A 19,550-nucleotide genomic window follows, 5' to 3' on the forward strand; every position below is an offset into this window, starting at 1 on the left:
GAGCCATCAAAAAAGCCACCCCGAGGGGTGGCTTTTGCATGTCAGACGTGATGGTCCGGGTTCAGGTGATCACGGTGGGTTGATCCATGCTCGTGCGTTGCTTGATCTCCGCCAGGTCGTTGATGGCACTGATCATGTCCGCTAGGGCGACCTGGGGATCCTGGTTGAGGTCACCGCTGCTGGGCACGTAGCTCTCCAGGTAGACGCGAATCGTGGCGCCTTTGGTGCCTGTGCCGGAGAGGCGCACCACCACCCGGCTGCCGTCGTCCAAAAGGATGCGCAGACCCTGGCCCGTTGTCACAGAACCATCAACCGGATCTGTGTAGCTGAAGTTGTCGGCTGTGCTGATCTTGCGCCCGGCAAAGGCTTGGCCAACCAGGCCAGGCAGCATGGATTCGAGGCGGTTGTAGAGGCCATGGGCGGCGTCGCTGGCGACGGCCTCGTAGTCGTGACGCGAGTAGTAGTGGCGTCCGAAGCGCTTCCAGTGTTCGGCCATGATCTCGGCGACGCTGCAGCGGCGCACGGCCAGGATCTGCAGCCAGAACAGCACGGCCCAAAGGCCATCTTTCTCGCGCACGTGGTTGCTGCCGGTGCCGAAGCTTTCCTCACCGCAGAGGGTGATCTTGCCGGCATCCAGCAGGTTGCCGAAGAATTTCCAGCCCGTGGGGGTTTCGAAGCAGTCAATCCCCAGCTCTTTGGCCACCACATCCACCGCAGCGCTGGTGGGCATCGAACGCGCCACCCCGGCCAGGCCATCGGCGTAGGCCGGAGCCACCGTGGCGTTCGCAGTGAGCATAGCGAGGCTGTCGCTGGGGTTCACAAAGCAGCGCTGGCCCAGAATCATATTGCGATCGCCATCGCCGTCGCAGGCGGCGCCGAAGCGGTACTCATCTCCCTCGAGCAGCAGTTCAGCCAGCTCGTGGGCGTAGGTGAGGTTGGGGTCGGGATGACCGTTGCCGAAGTCTTCCAGCGGTGTGCCGTTGCGCACGCTTCCCGCCGGTGCACCCAGCAGCCCCTCGAACAAGCGAGTGGCATAAGGCCCGGTGACGGCATGCATGGCGTCGAAGGCCAGGGGGAAGTCGCTGCGAAGCAGATCGCGGATCTGATCAAAGTTGAACAGCTCCTGCATCAAGTCGACGAAATCGTCGACACCGTCGATCACCTCCACCTGCATCGCGCCGATGCTGTGCAGACCAGGGGCATCCAGTGGGATTTCTGGAGCCTCAACAATCGTGTATTGCTCCAGGGTCTTGGTGCACTCGAAGACCGCATCGGTGAAGGAGGCGGGGGTGGGGCCACCGTTGGCGCCGTTGACCTTGACGCCGAAGTCACCGTTCTCACCACCCGGGTTGTGGCTGGCGGAAAGGATGATGCCGCCGATGGCTTGGCGCTGCCGGATCAGATTGGAGGCGGCAGGCGTGGAGAGGATTCCGCCGGTGGTGATGATCACCTTGCTGAGGCCGTGGGCCGCGCCCATCCGCAGGATCACGTCGATGGCACGGCGGTTGCCGTAACGGCCGTCTCCCCCCACCACCAAGGTGCCGCCCTGTACGCCCGGCAGCGTGCGAAGCGACGCCTCAATGAAACTCTCCAGGTAATGGGGCTCCTCGAACTGGCGACTGCTCTTACGGAGGCCGGAGGTTCCTGGCTTTTGGTCGGTGAAAGGGGTGGCCAGGGGCACCTGGCGTTGGGTCGATTCCGCAGGGGCCGAGGTGGTCATCACGACGGAGGGGTCTGTATGCGGAACCTAAACATGGAAATCCATTTGCATGGCGTCGGTCGCGACCAGTTGACGCCGCTACCCTTTGGCCCGCACCTATTGCGACGACCATGCATCGCTGTCTGCTGCTGTTGTTCGTCGGAATGGCCTGCACAACATCGTCAGTGGTTGCATCACAGAGCTGGAAACAGGCCCTTCCCCTGCCGGAGGCCTCTCAGGAGGCTGTGACTGCTGCCAATGCTGTAATCAATCAGTCAGGTTCGGAAGAGTGCCTGCGCGGCAAGTTTTCCAATGCCATCTTGAGATTGTCCAACAGTTGTGATGTCTCGGGCCACTTCTCCACCGCGTGTGAGTTGGCCTCCGAAATTGCTGGTCAGGAAAGCGAACTCAGCACGGGCGACATGATCGCCACATCCGAGACCCTGCTCGATCTGCTTGGCGATTCGGAGACATCCCACTGATCGCCTCTGTTTCTTCGATGGACGTCACCCATCCCGGTTCCAAGCCACTAGACGCTGATCAACTCAGTCTTCTCGAGACGTTTCGCGGCAAAGTTGACTCCAGGATCACCAACCACGGACTGACCGCTGCCGACGTGCAGATGTTTGTGGACGAAATCAAGAAGCACCCCGACGTCAGCGTTGCGCTCTTGGATGCCGTTCGCGGTGAGGTGGCCACCCTGATGCAGGGCCAGCGGTTCAGTTTCGACTTTGATTGATGCCCGTCAGGCTCAGGCCTGACGCGATTTGGGCTTTCCCTTTTTCATCACCGGCTCGGCGCAAACCCTTGGGATCCGCCGGGCGGTGTTTGTGATGGCGTCCTTACGGCGAAAGTCGTTTCTGTTGGCAACCTTGGCTTGATCCATCAGGGACCACAGCACGTCTTTGCAGAGCCCCGGCAACCTGGAGTGATCCATCAAAGGGTCAGCGAGCTGACGCACCAGCCTGCAGGCTTGCGTTGAGTTGTCGCGGGAGCAGGCATAAGCGGCCTGTTCAATTCTGCGGAGTTGATCCTTGGTGGGCCAGGGCTCGTAGGGCTTAGCCGCGGTCGCGGGACTGGCCATGGCGAGCAGCAGCAGGACCCGCGTGATCGTGGATGTCATGAAACCAGTCTGGCGTTCTTTTGTGCAGTTGAGCCAATCAATCGTTTGGAAGATCAATCAGCGAAGTACTGGACGATGCCATGATGGTGAAAGACTCCGAATGATCTGCTCGTCTCAGGCCAGAAAAATCATTCGTTTCAGTTCGTTGATAGCAATAGGTGGTTTTGTCATTAGTTGCTTTGGTCTTCGTTTGCCTTCGCGAATCTTCCTACAAAGGTTTGTAGGCCCAGAATTGATACATGCTTTGAAAAGTTGATGGATTGTTGCTCTCGAATTCACCCCAGTTGCTGAGTGAGGTGCCATTGGAGTCTTCGGGGAAGCAGTGCTGGTAAGCAGCTTTGATGGATTTCGGAAGCATGAATCCGCAAAATGTCAAGCGCTCGGCCTCTAAAAGTTTTTCCAGGGTCTCGGTGGTGAACTGATGCTCCTGAACGTGAAAGCAAAGGTCGCGACACTCGGAGAGCGAATAGAAGTCACTCGCAAGTTCAGATAAATCTTTTAGTTCGTGCTGATCATCGTCAAATACTTGCTTGCGAAAATTTCTGATGCCTTCTGGTGTGCTTTGAATGCCCAGGTTTTTGATCAGTTTTCGTGCTGCAGAGACTTTCTGTCTGGCAAGTTTGCTGTATAGACCAATCTTGAAATAGCCTCCCGGCTTGAGTTTGCTGTTCAGTGCTGCCAGGCCCTTGGCGGGGTTTTGCATGTGATGCAGCACCCCGCTGCACTCAATCACGTCGTAGATGTCTTGAAGCTGATTGGCATCCAGGATGTCCAGTTGCTGGAGCCGAACATTGCGCATGTTGGTCTCCTGAATTTTTCTTGCTGCGTAGGCCAGGCTGTTGGTGCTGATATCAATTGCCGTGATTTGCGCGTTTTTATAGCGACTGGCGTTAATGATTTGGTTGCCCGTTCCGCATCCGGCGATCAAGATCTTTGGGCTGGAGTTGGGTGTTGAGAGTTCATTGCAGAAGGAGGGATTTTTAATGGTTGTCTCTAAGGAGATAAACTCAGCTGTTGGTTTTGCAAAAAGCGGGTGAGTATGGTCTGCGTGTTTGTATCGAGGGTAGGGATTTTCTTCGTACATTTGTTGTACGTCGAGTGACACCTCGTTGGTTATTTTCTTGCTATGGCCGAGGCGGGCTTTGATGCCCTGCTCTGTTTCGATCTCGTTGAATTGGGTGTTGACGAAGGCTTTGCTCTCATCGCTGTTGACGGGATATGAGTTGATTGCTTCTTTCGTGGCGATGCTGTGGAGTGGGCGATAGCAGCCAATCATGGGCAAGTATTGATTGAACTCCTCTTTCACCTTCTTTGCATGTTTAATCAGATCATCGATCCATTGTCGCTCCTCATCTGATTGCCAATAGACGTATTCGTTGAGGAAGCATTGCGTCGCAAGCGCCTCCAGCAGGGGTTTGAGCTCTGGGGGTGTAGAGCTGTGGTTTTTGATGTGCGCTAGGAATTCCTTTCTTAGGCGTGTGAGGAATTCCTCTGTCTCCTTGTGGGTTGGGATCAGTAAGGTCAGCGCTGTTCTGAACCTCCAGTCTGATGCGAGTCGATGAAAGGCCTGGTTTTGGTCTGAAATGATTGGGTTTGAACCTACGGCCGCTTGGATGTCATCCAGGTGGACTTGCACGAAGAGTTGGCCGATTTTGCGATGGGAAAAGTCATCGCAATTGAGAAGCTTTTCGTAGGCTTTGTTGGCGGAGTCTCTGTTGAATGCGTTTACCTCGATGTCGCTGGCGAGGCTTTTCAGGTTCTGCAGCGCTTCGATGTTGCCTTCATCGCATTCAATGGCCTTGATGGTGGCTGTTAGCGCTTCGTCTGTTTTTCCCAGGTCTCTGTAAATACTGCCGAGATTCATCTGGACAGTTGATGATTCGTGATCCAGATCGAGTGATTTCAGCGTGAATTTCAGGGCTTGATCAAGATTTCCGGTGCCTCGGTGTAGATTTCCGATGTTGCTGTAAATCTGGGGGTCTTCAGGCTCGAATTCCAGAGCTTGTTCATAGTATTCCAGGGCTTCGTTAATTCGGCCGCTGTTTTTGCAAAGGATTCCAAGATTGCAAAACACGGCAGGATCAGATGTTCCTGCGGTGATCATTTTTTTGTAAATCGCTTCGGCTTCTCTAAGCCGGCCTGTTTTGTGGGAATAAATGGCCTGGTTGAACCATTTCTGAAAGTTCAGTTGCGGCTTTTTGGTTGATTTTCCTGCTTTACCATCTTCTCCTCCAAAACCAGCCACTACATTTTCCCACTCTAGGTTGAGTTTAAGGCTAAGCCAGTTCTCCTTACCGTCTCATTGCTCCGTCTCCGCATCGAATGTTTTGATGCTCAAGTTTGCGTTGGATCCGTGGCGTGATCCCCAGTTCAGCGCTTCCCCAAAGGCGATCCATTTCGCGGGTGAAGTGTTTGGCGAGTTGTGGTGAGTGGATGACCAGCAAGGTTTCGTCGTTGGTGTGAGCAGCGGAGGGCGACCAATTGAAGCTCCCCGTGATCACTGTTTTGTTGTCGATCACGGCAAATTTGTGGTGGAGTTTGTCGCCACGGGCAAGGCGGGGAGTGCCGACGCCTTTGAGGGCTTGATCCAATGGCTGATTACCCGCTTCCACTTTGCAGTTGTGATCAGGAAGGCTGACCCCTAGCAGGTCGAGTACTTCCGAGAAGGGGCGGCTCGCAAACCCAGGATCGGCGACCAGCCTGATTTCAACGCCTTGTTCGATCTTCCCCCGCAGCACGTTAGTGAGTTGCTGCGCGGAAAACACAAACAGGGCCATATCAAGGCTCTTTTTTGCGGGTTTCAGCTGCTCTGCCAACAAGTTGAGCCCGTGATTGCTGTCCCTCCTGGGATGGGGTGAAAACAGCACATCCATACGGATGTCGCCCGCCTTCACGGTTTGCACGCTCCCTTTTGCCTTCTGCAGGCCAAAGCGACTGTCTTGTTTGCTGCCAGGGCCATCGCCCCACATCTGGGTGAATTCCTGACGGAACACCAGGGCCAGCTCAGGGCTGTTGACCCGCAGCAGGTGATTCACATTGCCGCGACTGGACGGCCGGCCCGCATCACTGTGAAGGCCAGAACTGGTGAGATTGGCGCTGCCTGTAATCACTGTCATCTGGTCGATCACCAGAAACTTGTGGTGCATCAGGCCGCTGCCGCTGCTGCCGTCTTCGGTGTCGTCAATCAGCGGACTGTTCGCTGCTTGGAGTAGCGCCACGGCATCACCTTGGAAGGCTTCGTCGGCAGTGGTGGTGCCGTTCCGATCGCTGTCGGCCAGGCGGTTTAACTGATGCCAGCGCTGTCGTTCCCGTTGGTTCAACCGGCTGGGTCGTTGCTCACTCCAGGCCTGCCGGTAGTTGTTCTCGAGGATCACCTGAACAAGAACACCGCGGTGTTTTGCCGCGATCAGGGCTTGGGCAACCCTTGGCAGGATCAGCTCCTGAACGGCCACCAGCACCTCCTCGGTGGCGCCATCAATGGCTTCAATCAGCCATGCCTCCATGTCGTCACCATTGCGCCACTCCCCTGTCAGGGGTGAGCGGTAGCGCGATCTGGCGTTGTGATTGAAGACCACATCGATCTGCTTGGGCATCGGCAGTTCTGCCGGAGCCATGCCCACAATCGATCCCGGCTGGCTTCAACCTCCGCAGACAAGAGCCGCTGCCATCCAACCCAGCGTGTTCTTCAACATCGAGACCAAGACCTTGCCTTGATCAGAGTTCCCCGATTTTCAGTGGGGCATCTCCGATGTCTTCAGCATTGCCACAAACCAAAGTCCACTCAGAACAAGGGCGACGCCCACACCGGCTCCGATGCCCACCCGGGCCATCACCAAAGGCACCACCAATGGAAAGACCATCGCCCCCGCGAGGGGGGTGATGGCCACGAACCAGCGCAGGGTTGCTGGTGCTTTGGAATCGGAAGGGTTCAGAACCACTCGGCGCGAGCTTCGCTGGCAGGGTTGCTGTTGTCTTCAGGGGTCTCACGCTTGAAGTTGAGCGTGATGTTGCGCTTCTGCTCTCCATCTGAAGCCGTGGCTTCGATGGCATACATCTGCTCGCCATCCCGGAACGGCACCTGAATTCGGAAAGTACCGTCGGTGGAGAGAGGCACTTCTTCACCACCGATGGTGAGGCGAGCGGAAGGGTCGGTGGCGCCGTAGACGATCAGTTCGGCGTCAGCCACCAGCCAGAAGGAGCGTTGGCGGGGAGCCACGCCACCAAGGCCAGACTCGTTGCGGCCGCTGGCCCAGAGGCCAGCCCCCGAGTCATTCAAGCCACTGCTGTCGCCGGAAACGTCAAAGCCCTCCTGGAATTCTTCCGAGCCAACCCGACGGCGGCGGAACTGAACCGTGGCGCTTTGGTAGAGCCGCTCGTGCAGGCCACTGTTGCTGGACTCGATCGGCGCGACGGGAGCTGGAGCGGATTCAGCCGGTGCTGCCTCAAGGCTGAAGGGGACGAACTGATCAAGGATCTGCTCGCTCGGGTGAAGAGCAGGCACGCGGGCCACGGAGGAGAAGGCCAGGGACATCCAGCTGGCGCCGATGCGATAGCCCAACTCCACCCGGTAATCCCGGTCACAGAGAGGCACTGGCAGGTACCACTCGGTGCTGTGGCTGTCGACGGGGACTTCCTGGAGGGTGTGGGGATGGGCATTCCCGTCTTGCATGCCGGTTACGTCAGCCAGGCGCAGGCAAAGTCGGCTGGCGCCATCCTTCTGGGCCACCTTGCGATCGGCGTCGGAAATTTCCCAGAACACGTAGGCCCACTGGGGGTCGCGAGGCAGGAACACCACGCGGGTGTCGCTGCTGCCCATGGCCGGCGCATTGAGTTCCGCCTCGATCGCCTTTAGATCTCCACCACGCTTTTGCTGACGCTGGGCAACCTCGTCGACCAGGGTCTCCTTGCTTTTGCGGCTGTAGAGCGGCACCCCTAGGTCGCTGGCGATCTGACGCCGTTGACGAAGGGTGAGACGTGCCAGGGATGACAGGGTTTGGGACACGTCCAAAAACTCCAGGTTTCGTTTGGGATCATTGTGATCCGAAAAATTCCTTTTCGAAGCGTTAAGGGGCCAAGGGTCAGTGGATGCTGACCACTGGATGAACTTCGATCCCGGGGATCACAGTCAGAGGCACAAAAAAAGCGGAGCCGAAGCCCCGCTTTTCTGAACAAGTTTGGTGCTGGGATCAGCGACCGATGGTGCGATAAGGCACCTTGGTCAGGTAGTCCATATCGGCGCTGGTGCTTGGGCCGACTCGGCGGGGATTGCCGATTTCGCTCACCCAGGCCATGTAGTCCTGCGGAGACCCACCCTTTTTGATCTTCGCGCGTTCCGGCAGCCGCTTGGCAGGCCCGCCAGTAAAAACGAGTTGGGGGAAGCCAAGAATGTTCCGGTAGTACTCGTCGTAGCGGGGGGTGGTGATGTTGAAGGGAGTGTCACCGAGCTCGCGGCCGGGAAGCACACGGTTCCGCTGGTAGGGAACCGTGTCGTAACCGAAGGCGTCGAGGTACTCGGTGCTGTCAAGCAGAACATCCACCAGACCTTCCAGGCCTTTGGTCGCAATCACGATCGACCAGGAGAGCTCTTCACCCTTGCCGTTCACCTTGCGGCCAAGAATTCGTTCGCAGAGATGGCGAACAACCTTGTAGTTGCTGTTGAATCCGTAGAAGGTGCGCTTGAAGGTGTCGGAGAGCAGCAGGCCGCGAATGAAATCGCGAACGGTGATCTGGCCATCCTTCAGCTGGGACTCAAGGTTGACGTCCCGATCGGTTTTGAAGGCGTGGAAGAAGATCTGCCGGTAAGCGGCCTCCACGACGGTGTCGAAATTGTCGCGATCGTCTGCGATTTCCAGGGAGTAAGCCCGGGATCCCTCGTCGGAGCCGACACGAAGGTTCGGAACACCAGACCTCAGAGAGTTCTGAGTAATCGGTGCGTACTCCAGAAGAGGAATGGCCACGCGAGCTACAGCATCCACTGTGGGCGATCGTAGAAGTGCTCGGTCTTGCCCCCTTCAGCTGCTGTTGCAGCGATTACATGCCGTAATACTTTCTCTAAGTACTTCTGCTTACCAGCCGAAGGGGGCGAGGGCGGACCCATTTGAAGCCATCACCGGGCTGGGCTGGTCAACATCGTCCAGCTGCCGGGTCTCGATGCAGAAGGAGGCGTTGTTGGAGAGCCCCTGCACCGTGCTGGTGCGCAGCCGCACGTTCTCGCTGGCGAACCAGAAGCGCTCCAGCGAGCTCATCATTTCGTAGTCGGTCGTGAGGATCAGGCCGTTTTCGTCATCCATGCGGAACTGACCCGCCACCGGCGCTTTCTCGGCGTAACCGCGATCCCGCAGCAGCAGTCCCCGTCGTCCCGTTTCGTCTTCGGGGATCAGTCCGAACATGGTCTGGTCCTCGTGGGATTCACCGGCCCGATCCCAGGCCATCGATCCGCTCCAGCGCACCCAGCAGCCCCCCACGACCTGCTCAACGCTGGCGTTGTTGCGTTCGGCGATCTCCGCAAGGCGTTCGTCGCCTTTGAGCAGTTCCTCCACAACGATGAAGGAGGCGCCGGCTTCGGCGCGGCGATGCAGCAGGTGGTGCTGGCTGCGCTGTGAGGTCCAGCGGCCACAGCTCAGGCGAAAGAAGCTGAGGGCGTCAGAGATCTCAAGCATCGCCGGCGTTGAGGAAGTGAAGTGATGATGGCAGCCCGACCAGGTCAGTCACGACAGCCAGGCCACCCCCGACGGCCATGTCAGCCACGGCAGCGGGCTTCGGCGGCGCTGATCAGATCGTCGAGGGTCAGCGCCAATGGAAGCTTGCCCAGTTCAAGCGCCAGTTGATCCAGTTGATCGGCGGCAGCATTGAGCTGCAGCAGCAAGGTATCGAGGAATGCCGGATCGTCAGCGACCACGGGTTGCTGCTGGCACCAGCGGCGCCGTTGGTTTTCGTCCGGGATTGCACCAGTGCTCCCTGGAGCTGCCATGGATTGGAAGCTGTCCAGGCAGTGGCTCAGCAGCCGCAGGTGATGCCGATCGAGCTGGGGCAGCAGGGTGGAGTCGATGCGTTCAATCGCGGCTCGGTCGATGGCCATCAGCCCTGCGCCAACGGAGTGATGCGGAAGCCGCAGGCGTGGCCGCCCTCGAGCCGCCAATGCACCCGTTCCACCCGGCAGTCCGGCACGGTGCGCCGAATCAGCAGCAATTCCTGGTCGCAGACCGCGGGAAATTCTTCAGCAATGCGCTGCACGGAACAGTGGGCCTCCTCGAGCCGCCAGCTCACGCCGTCATCGTCCCGGCTGCAGACGGTCACATAGCCCTCGTCGCGCCGCAGCCGTGCCAGGTGTTCAAGGCGAGCTTCCAAGGAGGCTTCGCCAAGGCTTTGCCGGTACTGGCTGGCCTTCGACTCCGCCTGCTGATTGAGCAGCTGGCGCACGGTCGCTTCGGGGAGATGGCTGCGCATCGAATCCAGCAGGCCGAGGGCAAAGCGGCCGCTGCCGTCGGGGAACTGGGCCCGTCCTTCGTTGGTGAGGCACCAGCGGTTGCTGGGACGCCCCGGGCCGCTGGCATTGCTGCTGGCGCAGACCAAGCCGCTGTCGGCGAGGGAGCGCAGGTGCCGCCGCATGGCCTGAACGGAAATGCCCACGGCATCGGCAAGGGCGCCAGCATCCTCCTCCCCGCGCTCCAGCAGCAGGGAGAGCACGGCGTCGCGGGTGCTGGCGGGGGCCGAGGCGCTCATGAGGAGGCGAAACCTCCCCACACGATGCCATCGAATTGCCACGTCATGTCGGCCGTGTTGAGGGTCACAATGGGGAACCCGCTGACCGGAGGCCTGTTGGCCTAGGCTTCCAGTAAGGTAACCGCGGGGTTTCGTAATTCGCCGCTCCCTCCACCTCCATGTCCGACGCCCCTCAAGAGCCGACAGCAGAAAGCCTGGAGGTCATCCGCAAGTTCGCTGAAACCTACGCCCAGCGCACCGGCACGTATTTCTGTGCTGACCCCAGCGTCACCGCCGTTGTTCTGAAGGGTCTGGCGCGTCACAAGGACGATCTGGGCGGAGCGCTGTGCCCTTGCCGCCATTACGAAGACAAGGAGGCCGAGGTCTCCCAGGCCTTCTGGAACTGCCCCTGCGTTCCGATGCGCGAGCGCAAGGAATGCCACTGCATGCTCTTCCTCACCGAGGACAATCCCTTCGCTTGCCCTGAGAAGACGCAGACCATCACCACCGAAACGATCAACGCCACCGCCGGCTGAGCTGAATGACCAGTACCTCCACACGGGATCTCGTCAGCCAGCCGTACAAGTACGGCTTCGTCACCGAGATCGAGACCGACAAGATCGCCAAGGGTCTCAGTGAAGAGGTCGTTCGCCTGATCTCGGCCAAGAAAGAGGAGCCGGATTTCCTGCTGCAGTTCCGGCTCAAGGCGTTTCGCCACTGGCTCACCCTCGAAGAGCCCGACTGGGCTGCTCTGGGTTATCCCGAGATCGATTACCAAGACATCGTTTATTACTCGGCTCCCAAGCAGCAGGAGAAGAAGGCCAGCCTCGATGAGGTGGACCCGAAGCTGCTGGAGACCTTCGACAAGCTCGGCATCCCGCTGAGCGAGCAGAAGCGCCTCAGCAACGTGGCGGTGGACGCTGTTTTCGACAGCGTTTCGATTGCCACCACCTACAAGGAAAAGCTGGCCGAACACGGGGTGGTGTTCTGCTCCTTCAGTGAGGCGGTCAAGGAGCATCCCGAGCTGATCGAGCGCTACCTCGGCACGGTTGTCTCCAGCAACGACAACTATTTCGCCGCTCTGAACTCAGCTGTGTTCAGCGACGGATCCTTCGTCTTCATTCCGAAGGGCGTTGAGTGCCCGATGGAGCTCTCCACCTACTTCCGGATCAATTCCGGCGACACCGGACAGTTCGAGCGCACCTTGATCGTGGCCGAAGAGGGTGCCTCGGTGAGTTATCTCGAAGGCTGCACGGCACCCATGTTCGACACCAACCAGCTGCATGCGGCGGTGGTGGAGCTGGTGGCCCTCGACGACGCCTCAATCAAATATTCCACGGTTCAGAACTGGTACGCCGGTGATGAAAACGGCGTCGGCGGGATCTACAACTTCGTGACCAAACGAGGCCAGTGCCGCGGTGATCGCAGCCGCATCAGCTGGACCCAGGTGGAGACCGGTTCAGCCATCACATGGAAGTACCCCAGTTGCGTGCTGCAGGGTGCTGATTCGGTGGGTGAGTTCTATTCCGTGGCCCTCACCAACAACTGCCAGCAGGCCGACACCGGCACGAAGATGGTTCATGTCGGACCGCGCACCCGCTCCACGATTGTGAGCAAGGGCATCAGTGCAGGCCGCTCCAGCAACAGCTACCGCGGTCTTGTGCAGATGGGGCCCAATGCCAAGGGCGCCCGCAACTACAGCCAGTGCGATTCGATGCTGATCGGCGATCAAGCCGCTGCAAACACCTACCCCTACATCCGTTCGCAGCAGCCGCAGGCGGCCATCGAGCACGAGGCCAGCACCTGTCGCATCTCCGAAGATCAGCTCTTCTACCTGCAGAGCCGTGGCATCGGGTTTGAAGAGGCCGTCTCGATGATGGTCAGCGGCTTCTGCCGCGACGTCTTCAATCAGCTGCCGATGGAGTTTGCCGCTGAGGCCGACAAATTGCTGGCCCTCAAGCTTGAGGGGTCTGTGGGCTGATCCCCTCCCCCACCTTGTCTCTGTTTTTTAACGACGCCTTCCGTGATTCGCCCTGACGCTGAGCTGCTGCTCGACATCCAAGACCTGCATGCCTCCGTCGAGGACAAGCCCATCCTCAAGGGCGTGAATCTGCAAGTGAGGGCTGGTGCAGTCCATGCCGTGATGGGTCGCAACGGCAGTGGCAAGAGCACGCTCTCCAAGGTGTTGGCCGGACATCCGGCCTACCGGGTCACGGGCGGCAGCGTTCGTTATCGCGGCCAGGATCTGTTTGAGCTTGAGCCTGAAGAGCGGGCCCGTCTGGGGGTGTTCCTCGGATTTCAGTACCCCGTTGAAATTCCTGGCGTCAGCAACCTGGAATTCCTTCGGGTGTCCACCAATGCCCGGCGCGAAAAACAGGGGGAAGAGGAGCTCGACACCTTTGCCTTCGAGGATCACGTGCACGACAAGCTCAAGGTGGTGCAGATGGACCCTGCCTTCCTTGAGCGCAGTGTGAATGAAGGCTTCTCCGGGGGCGAGAAAAAGCGCAACGAGATTCTGCAGATGGCGCTGCTGGAGCCGGTGGTGGCGATTTTGGATGAAACCGATTCCGGCCTGGATATCGATGCCCTGCGCATCGTGGCCGGTGGTGTGAACCAGCTGGCGACGGAAGACAACGCCACGCTGCTGATCACCCACTACCAACGTCTTCTCGATGAGATCACTCCGGACTATGTGCATGTGATGGCGGCAGGCCGGATCCTGCGCACCGGCGGACGGGAGCTGGCCCTTGAGCTGGAGCAGACCGGATACGACTGGGTGGATCAGGAGCTGGCCGCTCAGGGAGCAGCTTGACCATGGCGAGCAGTGTTCTGGCGCCAGTGCAGGAGCGCGGTCGAGCCGCGCTCGAACAGTTTGGTCTGCCCAACCGCCGCCAGGAGCCCTGGCGTCTCACCGACCTCAAACGGCTTGCGGCGGTCTCGGAATTGCCGGCCAGTGCCTCGCCACTGTCGACGTCTCTGCCGGCCAGCCTGGATGGGGTGACCCGTCTGGTGCTCGATGGTTTTGATGATCCCCTGGCCAGCCAGGTGCTTCCGGAAGGAATCACGGCGCTGAATGCTGAAGAGCTGCAGCAGGCCCTCGGCCACACCCTCGATCGCTGCGGTTGTGCCCAGGTCTGGCCCGTGGAGTTCAACCACGCCAAAGCCCAGCAGATCCTGGCCCTCAGGGTGCGGGGACGGGTTGGTCCGTTGGAGCTGGTGCTGGCGGCCGGTGCCGGGTTGAACGCCACGCGGGTGTTGCTACTGCTGGAGGAAAAGGCTGAGCTGGAGCTGATGCAGGTGCTGCTGGCTGAGGGGGCGTCGGCCCACAGCCATGTGCTGGAAGTGCATCTGGGACAGGAGGCCCAGCTGCGCCATGGCGTGCTGGCGACGGCGGATGGCGCGTCATCGCTGATGGCCCATTTCGCTGTGGAGCAGGAGCCCCGCAGCTCCTATGCCCTCACTTCGGTGGTTCAGGGCTGGAATCTGGGACGGGTGGAGCCCCGGGTGGTGCAGGTGGATGGCCAGGCGCAGACCGTGCTTAAAGGTCTGGCCGTCACCGGCGCCGAGCAGCAGCTGGCCACCCACACCGCGGTGCGCTTCGACGGGCCGGAGGGGGAGCTGGATCAGTTGCAGAAATGCCTGGCCGGCGGCCAGTCCCACGCGATTTTTAACGGGGCCATCAGTGTTCCCCGCGATGCTCAGCGCACCAACGCCGCCCAATTGAGCCGCAACCTGCTGCTGTCTGATCGGGCCCGGGTGGACACCAAGCCCGAGCTGGAGATCGTGGCGGACGATGTGCGCTGCGCCCACGGCGCCACCGTGTCGCAGCTTCAGGACGATGAGCTGTTCTATCTCCAGAGCAGGGGCATTGCTGCGGCGGATGCAACGGCGCTGCTGCTGCGCGGGGCCTGCCAGGAGGTGATCGCCCAGCTTCCTGCTGCCGCGCAGGCGTGGCGCCCCCTGGAGCGCGTGATGGAGAGCCTCGCCCCATGACGATCGCCGCCGAAGCACGGTCCAGTGCTGATTTCGTGGACGTATCGTCTCGATATCGTGCTGATTTTCCGATTCTCGAGCAGCTGGCTCCGGACGGTCGCCCGCTGATCTATCTCGATCACGCTGCCACCAGCCAGAAGCCCCGTCAGGTGCTCGAAGCGCTGCAGCAGTACTACAGCTGCGACAACGCCAACGTGCATCGCGGTGCGCACCAGCTCAGTGCCCGTGCCACCGATGCCTTTGAGGCGGCCCGCAGCACGACGGCGGCCTTCGTGGGTGCGGCCAGTTCCCGCGAGATTGTCTTCACCCGCAACGCCAGCGAAGCCATCAATCTGGTGGCGCGCACCTGGGGGGACGCCAGCCTCAAGGAGGGGGACGAAATTCTCCTCACGGTGATGGAGCACCACAGCAACCTGGTGCCCTGGCAGCTGTTGGCGCAGCGCACCGGCTGCGTGCTTCGCCATGTGGGCATCACCGAATCCGGTGAGCTGGATCTGGAGGATTTCCGGGCCCAGCTCAATGAGCGCACCCGACTGGTGAGCCTGGTGCACATCAGCAATTCACTCGGTTGCTGCAATCCCCTGGATCAGGTGATCCCCGCAGCCCATGCCGTTGGCGCCTGTGTGCTCGTGGATGCCTGCCAGAGCCTGGCCCACAAGCCGATGGACGTGGCGGCCATAGACGCCGACTTTCTCGTCGGCTCCTCCCACAAGCTCTGTGGCCCCACCGGCATGGGTTTCCTCTGGGCGCGGGAGGCGCTGCTGGAGGCGATGCCTCCCTTTTTGGGCGGTGGGGAGATGATTCAGGACGTTTTCCTGGACCACAGCACCTGGGCGGTGTTGCCCCACAAGTTCGAAGCGGGCACCCCCGCCATTGGCGAGGCGGTGGGCATGGGAGCCGCGATTCGCTACCTGCAGGCGGTGGGTCTGGAGGCGATTCAGGCCTGGGAAGCTCAGCTCACCCGGCATCTCTTCGCCCGGTTGCAGGCCATTGATGGTGTGAGGGTCCTGGGGCCGACGCCGGATCAGCAGCCCGAGCGAGGTGCCCTCGCCACATTCCTTGTGGATGGCGTGCATGCCAACGACATTGCCGCTCTGATCGATGCCTCCGGGATCTGCATCCGCAGTGGTCACCACTGCTGTCAGCCCCTGCACCGCATGTATGACGTGACGGCTTCAGCGCGGGCCAGCCTGAGTTTCACCAGCACTTTTGAAGAGATCGACCGTTTCAGCGAAGAGCTCGCTTCCACGGTCGCCTTCCTGCGCGAGCACAGCTGAGCTGGCTCAGGCCGCCAGCTGATCGTTGCTTGCTGCGGCCTCGCGTTGACGCAGGGGAACAACCTTGTTGGTCTCGATTGCGTACTTCACCCAGCGGTAGGAGCGTGCGCCGGGACGGGGAGCTTCAGCGGACGGTTCAGGGCTGGCATAGCTGTTGCCGCGATAACGCAGGATCCGCATCGGTGCTGTCGAAACAGCTGCCACCTTTTCAGGCTTACCGCTTTTTCATGGGTTCCGTGGAGCACAGGTTGATGGTTCCTGCTGGTTGCTCGCTCAACCGATTACATCTGCTGAACGGGGTTGTGTGCTTTGTAACCGTCTGTTAGCCCCAATTCCCGCCTGAAAAAGGCCTCTGTTTGCTCGAGCACCTCGATCTGGGTGGCCTGGTTGCGGAAGCCGTGGCCTTCCTCCTCGAACAGACGCACCTCCACCGGGATGCCGTTGCTGCGCAGCGCCTCGGCCATGCGTTCGGTTTGTTCCGGAGGCACAACCTTGTCCTGCAAACCCTGGAAAAACAGCACCGGACAGCGGATTTGGTCGGCATGCAGCAGCGGCGACCGCTGCTCGTACAAAGCACGCGCTGCGGGCCATTCCCCCACCAGGCCATCCACGTAGCGCGCCTCAAACCGGTGCGTGTCCTCAGCCATGGCTGTGAGATCACAGACCGCATAGCGGCAGGCGCCGGCCCTGAACACCTCGGTGAAGCACAGCGCTGCCAGGGTGGTGAAGCCGCCGGCACTGCCGCCTTCGATGGCGATCTGGCCGGGATTGGCGCGACCGGCCTCGATCAGGGCCTGCGCTGCGGCGGCGCAGTCGGCCACATCCACCAGGCCCCAGCCCCCGTTGAGGCGCTCCCGGTAGTCCCGGCCAAACCCCGTTGAGCCGCCGTAATTCACATCCACCACGCCCCAACCCCGGGAGGTCCAGTACTGAATCGCCAGGCTGAGGCCGCGGCGAGCCATGGCCGTTGGTCCGCTGTGGCTTTTCACCAGCAGTGGTGCAGGCCCTGGTGGTTTGCCGCTGGGGGGGTAGTACCAGGCATGGGTGCGTTCACCCTGGTGACCGTTGAACCACAGCGGTTCGGCCACGCTGATCGCCTCAACCGACAAAGGTGACGTGATGGCGGGGCTGTGGCTCCAGATCGGGGTGGCCGGTCGCAAATCGATTTCCAGCAGCCCGGCCACGCTGGTGCTGTTGCTGGCCACGGCCACGGCGCGGCCGTGGCAGGCGCTCAATCCCGCAAGGTCGTCAAACGGTTGCGGCAACGGCTGCACCGTTCCATCCAGGCTGAGCCGTTGCAACGACCAGGCCCCGCGGCTGCAGACGGCGGCGATCAGCTGCTCGCCATCCCAGGCCGTGGTGCTCATCCCATAGATCCACTGGGGCATGGCCGTTTCGGCAGGCATCGGCCAGGGCCTCTCCCAGGCGGCGTCGGCACTGGGCTGGAGCATCAGGTTCCACCAACCGGAGCTGTCCTCCGCCACAAGCAACTGCCCGTCGGGCAGCCATTGGGGTTGAAACACCGAGATGCCATCGCCTCCGGCCAGCTGACGGGTCTCGACCAGTTCGCCCGTGTCGCTGAACTCCGCGCACCAGAGACGGCTGCTGTCCCAGGGCATGGCAGGTTGCTGCCACTCCACCCAGGCAAAGCGCTGGCCGTCTGGGCTCAGGCAGCCATAGCCGGCAAAGTCCGTCGGCTGGTGCAGCAGCAGCGGCGTCTGATCCGTTGCGTTCAGCGCCAGGCTCACCAGCTCGTCACGGCCTTCGATTTCACGGATTCCGATCCAGCGCTGCCTGGGCAGATCAAGCACGCCATCCGCCAGCTCCCAGTCCCCTTCCCTGCTGAGCCGTTGGGGTGCTGCCAGGGGCGTGGGTTGCTGGGGGCCGGTCTGCGGCAGGCGCCAGTCCTGACGCCAGAGGCAGCCGCGCTCGATCCAGGCCAGGATCAGCCTGTCCTGCTCCACCGCGGTGGCGAGTACGCCGCCGCCGTAGTCATGCACGCGGCTGCGCAGATTGCTGGGGGCCGGCGTCAGCTCCTGTGGTTCTGCTTCGGAATCACCGAAACGCCTGATCAAGGCAGTGGTGCGGCCGCGCTCCTGGGGGCGCTGTTCCAGCCAGATCAGCCACAGCGTTGCATCGGGGCCACTGACCAGGGTCGGTTCCTTGAGTCCCGGCAAACGGCCGACGGCATGTTGCGCGGATAACGGAGCGGCTCCCATAACGGCTGATTCAGGCCGCTTACCATGCTGAATCAACGCGGCGTTGGTCTTGGCAGGAAGCTTTGCAGAGTTGGCCCGTCAGGCCGATAAGTCGCGGGACACGATGCTGGTGCCCAAGACGGCCCTGGAAACCCCGCCGCTGGAGATTCACACCCTGGGCGATGACGTGTTGCGGCAGCCTGCGCGCCGCATCGGCAAGGTGAATGAGCAGGTGCGGGAGCTGGCTCGCGACATGCTGCGCAGCATGTACACCGCCAAGGGCATTGGCCTGGCGGCTCCTCAGGTGGGGATTCACCAGCAGCTCCTGGTGATTGATCTCGACCTTGAAAATGCCGCCACGCCGCCCCTGGTATTGATCAATCCGGAGATCACGGCAGCCAGCGCCGGGCTCGACACCTACGAAGAGGGCTGTCTCAGCATCCCCGGGGTGTATCTCGATGTGGTGCGCCCCACCGCGATTGAACTGAGCTTCCGCGATGAGATGGGTCGGCCCCGGAAGATGAAGGCCGATGGCCTGATGGCCCGTTGCATTCAGCACGAGATGGACCATCTCAATGGCGTGTTGTTCGTCGATCGCGTCACTGATGAAGACGGTCTGCAGAAGGAGCTCAAGGAGAAGGGCTTCGAGCGCCAAGATGTGCGGAGCGTCGCCTGAGTTATGCCGATGAAACCCCTGGCCGGCGTCTTCCTGGCCCTCGCCTGTGTTCTGGGTATCGCCAGCACCGGTTGTGTGTTTGAACTGGCCTACGGCGATCCTGATCTCGGGGTCAAAACCACCAGCTGGATCCTGGCCCTGGCGGCCCCTGGAACGGTGGGGACCCTTCTGTTCGCCATTCGCCTGAACAAACCGGCCTGATTGGGGGCGACCGATTCAGGCATCACTTTTACGATCCGCTCAGTTCCTCCATGGACGTGATGGCACGCTTTCGAACCGTGGCCGCTGCCGGCCTCGCTCTCGCAGCGACCTCTGCACCGGTGGCCCTGGCCCAGGGTTCGCTGTTCACGGCGGTGCCCGTCGAGTTGAGCAAGTTCGTGTTGGTGTCGGCCCCGATCGGTCAGGGCGAGCGTTCGCAGTTGAACATCTACGAGCAGCGCACCACAAAACGCCCCTGTTTCGCTGTGGCCGCGGGATCACCGGCCATGGTCGATCCCTTGTTGTCCACGTTTGATTTCACCGGGGTTTGCAACCGCTACATCGATGGCAATGGCTACTCCCTGCGGATCGGTGGTGACGACCTCGGCACCCGCTACCGGCTCAGCGTGGTGAACACCGGTCGGGATATCGAGTTGCTGGCCACGCCCACCAAGAATCCCTCCCAACCGACCATGCTCGTGGCTCGGGCCGGTGGCGCCGCCAGCGGATTCGTTCAGCTCAAGCTTGAGCCGGGCTGGACCTTGAAGCGACGGGCCTACGGCAAGAAGAGCCTCGGCCATCTCTACGTTTATCGGGACAGTGCGCCAGTGGCCGGATCCAGCCCAGCCAGCGAGCCGGTTGAGACTGAACAGAGTGAGAGTTCCGTAGCTCCGTCCTACTGAGC

At 60.8% G+C, this 19,550-nt stretch carries 22 protein-coding genes; 10 read left to right on the forward strand and 12 right to left on the reverse strand.

Annotation, left to right across the window (positions count from 1 at the left end; genetic code table 11):
• Positions 1-61: 61 nt before the first annotated feature.
• Positions 62-1,720, reverse strand: a complete 1,659-nt coding sequence (locus tag SynRS9902_RS02650; RefSeq protein WP_186509868.1) for an alpha-D-glucose phosphate-specific phosphoglucomutase — start codon at positions 1,718-1,720, stop codon at positions 62-64.
• Positions 1,721-1,851: 131 nt separating this feature from the next.
• Here SynRS9902_RS02650 and SynRS9902_RS02655 point away from each other — a divergent pair, with 131 nt between their 5' ends.
• Positions 1,852-2,181, forward strand: coding sequence for a hypothetical protein (locus tag SynRS9902_RS02655; protein WP_255446178.1), 330 nt, complete (start codon positions 1,852-1,854; stop codon positions 2,179-2,181).
• A 17-nt stretch (positions 2,182-2,198) separates the two neighbouring features.
• On the forward strand, positions 2,199-2,438 hold the full coding sequence (locus SynRS9902_RS02660) for a hypothetical protein (protein ID WP_186496112.1): 240 nt from the start codon (positions 2,199-2,201) through the stop codon (positions 2,436-2,438).
• A gap of 12 nt (positions 2,439-2,450) precedes the next feature.
• Here the strand turns inward: SynRS9902_RS02660 and SynRS9902_RS02665 are convergent, their stop codons facing one another.
• The 9 genes from SynRS9902_RS02665 to SynRS9902_RS02705 all read right to left on the reverse strand — a co-directional run bounded on the left by SynRS9902_RS02665 (position 2,451) and on the right by SynRS9902_RS02705 (position 10,544).
• Positions 2,451-2,822: a hypothetical protein gene (locus SynRS9902_RS02665; RefSeq protein ID WP_186509870.1), complete on the reverse strand. Its 372-nt coding sequence runs from the start codon at positions 2,820-2,822 to the stop codon at positions 2,451-2,453.
• 208 nt (positions 2,823-3,030) lie between these two features.
• The gene (locus tag SynRS9902_RS02670) at positions 3,031-5,067 is read right to left on the reverse strand and encodes a class I SAM-dependent methyltransferase (protein WP_255446179.1); all 2,037 of its coding nucleotides are present in this window, start codon (positions 5,065-5,067) and stop codon (positions 3,031-3,033) included.
• Between the two features lie 46 nt (positions 5,068-5,113).
• On the reverse strand, positions 5,114-6,436 hold the full coding sequence (locus tag SynRS9902_RS02675; RefSeq protein ID WP_186509871.1) for a phospholipase D-like domain-containing protein: 1,323 nt from the start codon (positions 6,434-6,436) through the stop codon (positions 5,114-5,116).
• 117 nt (positions 6,437-6,553) lie between these two features.
• Positions 6,554-6,760: a hypothetical protein gene (locus SynRS9902_RS02680; RefSeq protein ID WP_115080616.1), complete on the reverse strand. Its 207-nt coding sequence runs from the start codon at positions 6,758-6,760 to the stop codon at positions 6,554-6,556.
• Entirely contained in the window at positions 6,751-7,824 is a 1,074-nt protein-coding gene (locus tag SynRS9902_RS02685) for a DUF4912 domain-containing protein (protein WP_186509872.1), read from the reverse strand. Before SynRS9902_RS02685 ends, SynRS9902_RS02680 begins: the two co-directional genes overlap by 10 nt.
• 184 nt (positions 7,825-8,008) lie before the next feature.
• A complete protein-coding gene (locus tag SynRS9902_RS02690) occupies positions 8,009-8,779 on the reverse strand; it encodes a phycobilisome rod-core linker polypeptide (RefSeq protein WP_370586318.1) in 771 nt (256 codons plus the stop codon).
• Positions 8,780-8,887: 108 nt separating this feature from the next.
• The gene (locus SynRS9902_RS02695; protein WP_186509874.1) at positions 8,888-9,481 is read right to left on the reverse strand and encodes a phycobiliprotein lyase; all 594 of its coding nucleotides are present in this window, start codon (positions 9,479-9,481) and stop codon (positions 8,888-8,890) included.
• 80 nt (positions 9,482-9,561) lie between these two features.
• The gene (locus tag SynRS9902_RS02700) at positions 9,562-9,900 is read right to left on the reverse strand and encodes a hypothetical protein (protein ID WP_186509875.1); all 339 of its coding nucleotides are present in this window, start codon (positions 9,898-9,900) and stop codon (positions 9,562-9,564) included.
• Entirely contained in the window at positions 9,900-10,544 is a 645-nt protein-coding gene (locus SynRS9902_RS02705; RefSeq protein WP_186509876.1) for a helix-turn-helix domain-containing protein, read from the reverse strand. Before SynRS9902_RS02705 ends, SynRS9902_RS02700 begins: the two co-directional genes overlap by 1 nt.
• Positions 10,545-10,702: 158 nt before the next feature.
• On the opposite strand from SynRS9902_RS02705, the gene SynRS9902_RS02710 reads away from it, so the two are divergent.
• The 5 genes from SynRS9902_RS02710 to SynRS9902_RS02730 are packed head-to-tail and all read left to right on the forward strand — an operon-like array spanning position 10,703 to position 15,793.
• Positions 10,703-11,059, forward strand: a complete 357-nt coding sequence (locus SynRS9902_RS02710) for a ferredoxin-thioredoxin reductase catalytic domain-containing protein (protein WP_038553034.1) — start codon at positions 10,703-10,705, stop codon at positions 11,057-11,059.
• A 5-nt stretch (positions 11,060-11,064) separates the two neighbouring features.
• The gene (gene sufB, locus SynRS9902_RS02715) at positions 11,065-12,504 is read left to right on the forward strand and encodes a Fe-S cluster assembly protein SufB (RefSeq protein WP_186509877.1); all 1,440 of its coding nucleotides are present in this window, start codon (positions 11,065-11,067) and stop codon (positions 12,502-12,504) included.
• A 42-nt stretch (positions 12,505-12,546) separates the two neighbouring features.
• Positions 12,547-13,335 carry a Fe-S cluster assembly ATPase SufC gene (gene sufC / locus SynRS9902_RS02720; protein WP_186509878.1) on the forward strand — a complete coding sequence of 263 codons (789 nt, stop codon included), beginning with the start codon at positions 12,547-12,549 and terminating at the stop codon, positions 13,333-13,335.
• Between the two features lie 2 nt (positions 13,336-13,337).
• Positions 13,338-14,516, forward strand: a complete 1,179-nt coding sequence (gene sufD / locus SynRS9902_RS02725; RefSeq protein WP_186509879.1) for a Fe-S cluster assembly protein SufD — start codon at positions 13,338-13,340, stop codon at positions 14,514-14,516.
• The gene (locus SynRS9902_RS02730) at positions 14,513-15,793 is read left to right on the forward strand and encodes a SufS family cysteine desulfurase (protein WP_186509880.1); all 1,281 of its coding nucleotides are present in this window, start codon (positions 14,513-14,515) and stop codon (positions 15,791-15,793) included. The genes sufD and SynRS9902_RS02730 overlap by 4 nt, the downstream gene beginning before the upstream one ends.
• Positions 15,794-15,799: 6 nt before the next feature.
• On the opposite strand, the gene SynRS9902_RS02735 is transcribed toward SynRS9902_RS02730, so the two are convergent.
• Both SynRS9902_RS02735 and SynRS9902_RS02740 read right to left on the reverse strand, forming a co-directional pair.
• Positions 15,800-15,997: a hypothetical protein gene (locus tag SynRS9902_RS02735; protein ID WP_186510689.1), complete on the reverse strand. Its 198-nt coding sequence runs from the start codon at positions 15,995-15,997 to the stop codon at positions 15,800-15,802.
• A 77-nt stretch (positions 15,998-16,074) separates the two neighbouring features.
• Positions 16,075-18,012 carry a prolyl oligopeptidase family serine peptidase gene (locus tag SynRS9902_RS02740; protein WP_186509881.1) on the reverse strand — a complete coding sequence of 646 codons (1,938 nt, stop codon included), beginning with the start codon at positions 18,010-18,012 and terminating at the stop codon, positions 16,075-16,077.
• 49 nt (positions 18,013-18,061) lie between these two features.
• Between SynRS9902_RS02740 and def the strand changes: the two genes are divergently transcribed.
• The 3 genes from def to SynRS9902_RS02755 are packed head-to-tail and all read left to right on the forward strand — an operon-like array spanning position 18,062 to position 19,548.
• The gene (gene def / locus SynRS9902_RS02745) at positions 18,062-18,667 is read left to right on the forward strand and encodes a peptide deformylase (protein ID WP_186509882.1); all 606 of its coding nucleotides are present in this window, start codon (positions 18,062-18,064) and stop codon (positions 18,665-18,667) included.
• A 3-nt stretch (positions 18,668-18,670) separates the two neighbouring features.
• A complete protein-coding gene (locus tag SynRS9902_RS02750; RefSeq protein ID WP_006850702.1) occupies positions 18,671-18,868 on the forward strand; it encodes a hypothetical protein in 198 nt (65 codons plus the stop codon).
• Positions 18,869-18,918: 50 nt separating this feature from the next.
• Positions 18,919-19,548 (forward strand): DUF3747 domain-containing protein, encoded by a 630-nt coding sequence (locus SynRS9902_RS02755; protein WP_186509883.1) that lies wholly within the window; start codon positions 18,919-18,921, stop codon positions 19,546-19,548.
• Positions 19,549-19,550 lie beyond the last annotated feature (2 nt).

This window comes from Synechococcus sp. RS9902, from assembly GCF_014279635.1.
Lineage (GTDB): Bacteria > Cyanobacteriota > Cyanobacteriia > PCC-6307 > Cyanobiaceae > Parasynechococcus.

Excerpts from the sequence above, each read along its gene's own strand:
- SynRS9902_RS02730 (WP_186509880.1), top strand. The coding sequence starts at position 14,513 with ATGACGATCGCCGCCGAAGCACGGTCCAGTGCTGATTTCGTGGACGTA.
- SynRS9902_RS02705 (WP_186509876.1), bottom strand. The coding sequence starts at position 10,544 with ATGAGCGCCTCGGCCCCCGCCAGCACCCGCGACGCCGTGCTCTCCCTG.
- SynRS9902_RS02695 (WP_186509874.1), bottom strand. The coding sequence starts at position 9,481 with ATGCTTGAGATCTCTGACGCCCTCAGCTTCTTTCGCCTGAGCTGTGGC.
- SynRS9902_RS02650 (WP_186509868.1), bottom strand. The coding sequence starts at position 1,720 with ATGACCACCTCGGCCCCTGCGGAATCGACCCAACGCCAGGTGCCCCTG.
- SynRS9902_RS02660 (WP_186496112.1), top strand. The coding sequence starts at position 2,199 with ATGGACGTCACCCATCCCGGTTCCAAGCCACTAGACGCTGATCAACTC.
- SynRS9902_RS02750 (WP_006850702.1), top strand. The coding sequence starts at position 18,671 with ATGCCGATGAAACCCCTGGCCGGCGTCTTCCTGGCCCTCGCCTGTGTT.
- SynRS9902_RS02700 (WP_186509875.1), bottom strand. The coding sequence starts at position 9,900 with ATGGCCATCGACCGAGCCGCGATTGAACGCATCGACTCCACCCTGCTG.
- SynRS9902_RS02675 (WP_186509871.1), bottom strand. The coding sequence starts at position 6,436 with ATGGCTCCGGCAGAACTGCCGATGCCCAAGCAGATCGATGTGGTCTTC.
- SynRS9902_RS02710 (WP_038553034.1), top strand. The coding sequence starts at position 10,703 with ATGTCCGACGCCCCTCAAGAGCCGACAGCAGAAAGCCTGGAGGTCATC.
- SynRS9902_RS02755 (WP_186509883.1), top strand. The coding sequence starts at position 18,919 with ATGGACGTGATGGCACGCTTTCGAACCGTGGCCGCTGCCGGCCTCGCT.
- sufD (WP_186509879.1), top strand. The coding sequence starts at position 13,338 with ATGGCGAGCAGTGTTCTGGCGCCAGTGCAGGAGCGCGGTCGAGCCGCG.
- sufB (WP_186509877.1), top strand. The coding sequence starts at position 11,065 with ATGACCAGTACCTCCACACGGGATCTCGTCAGCCAGCCGTACAAGTAC.
- SynRS9902_RS02665 (WP_186509870.1), bottom strand. The coding sequence starts at position 2,822 with ATGACATCCACGATCACGCGGGTCCTGCTGCTGCTCGCCATGGCCAGT.
- SynRS9902_RS02740 (WP_186509881.1), bottom strand. The coding sequence starts at position 18,012 with ATGGGAGCCGCTCCGTTATCCGCGCAACATGCCGTCGGCCGTTTGCCG.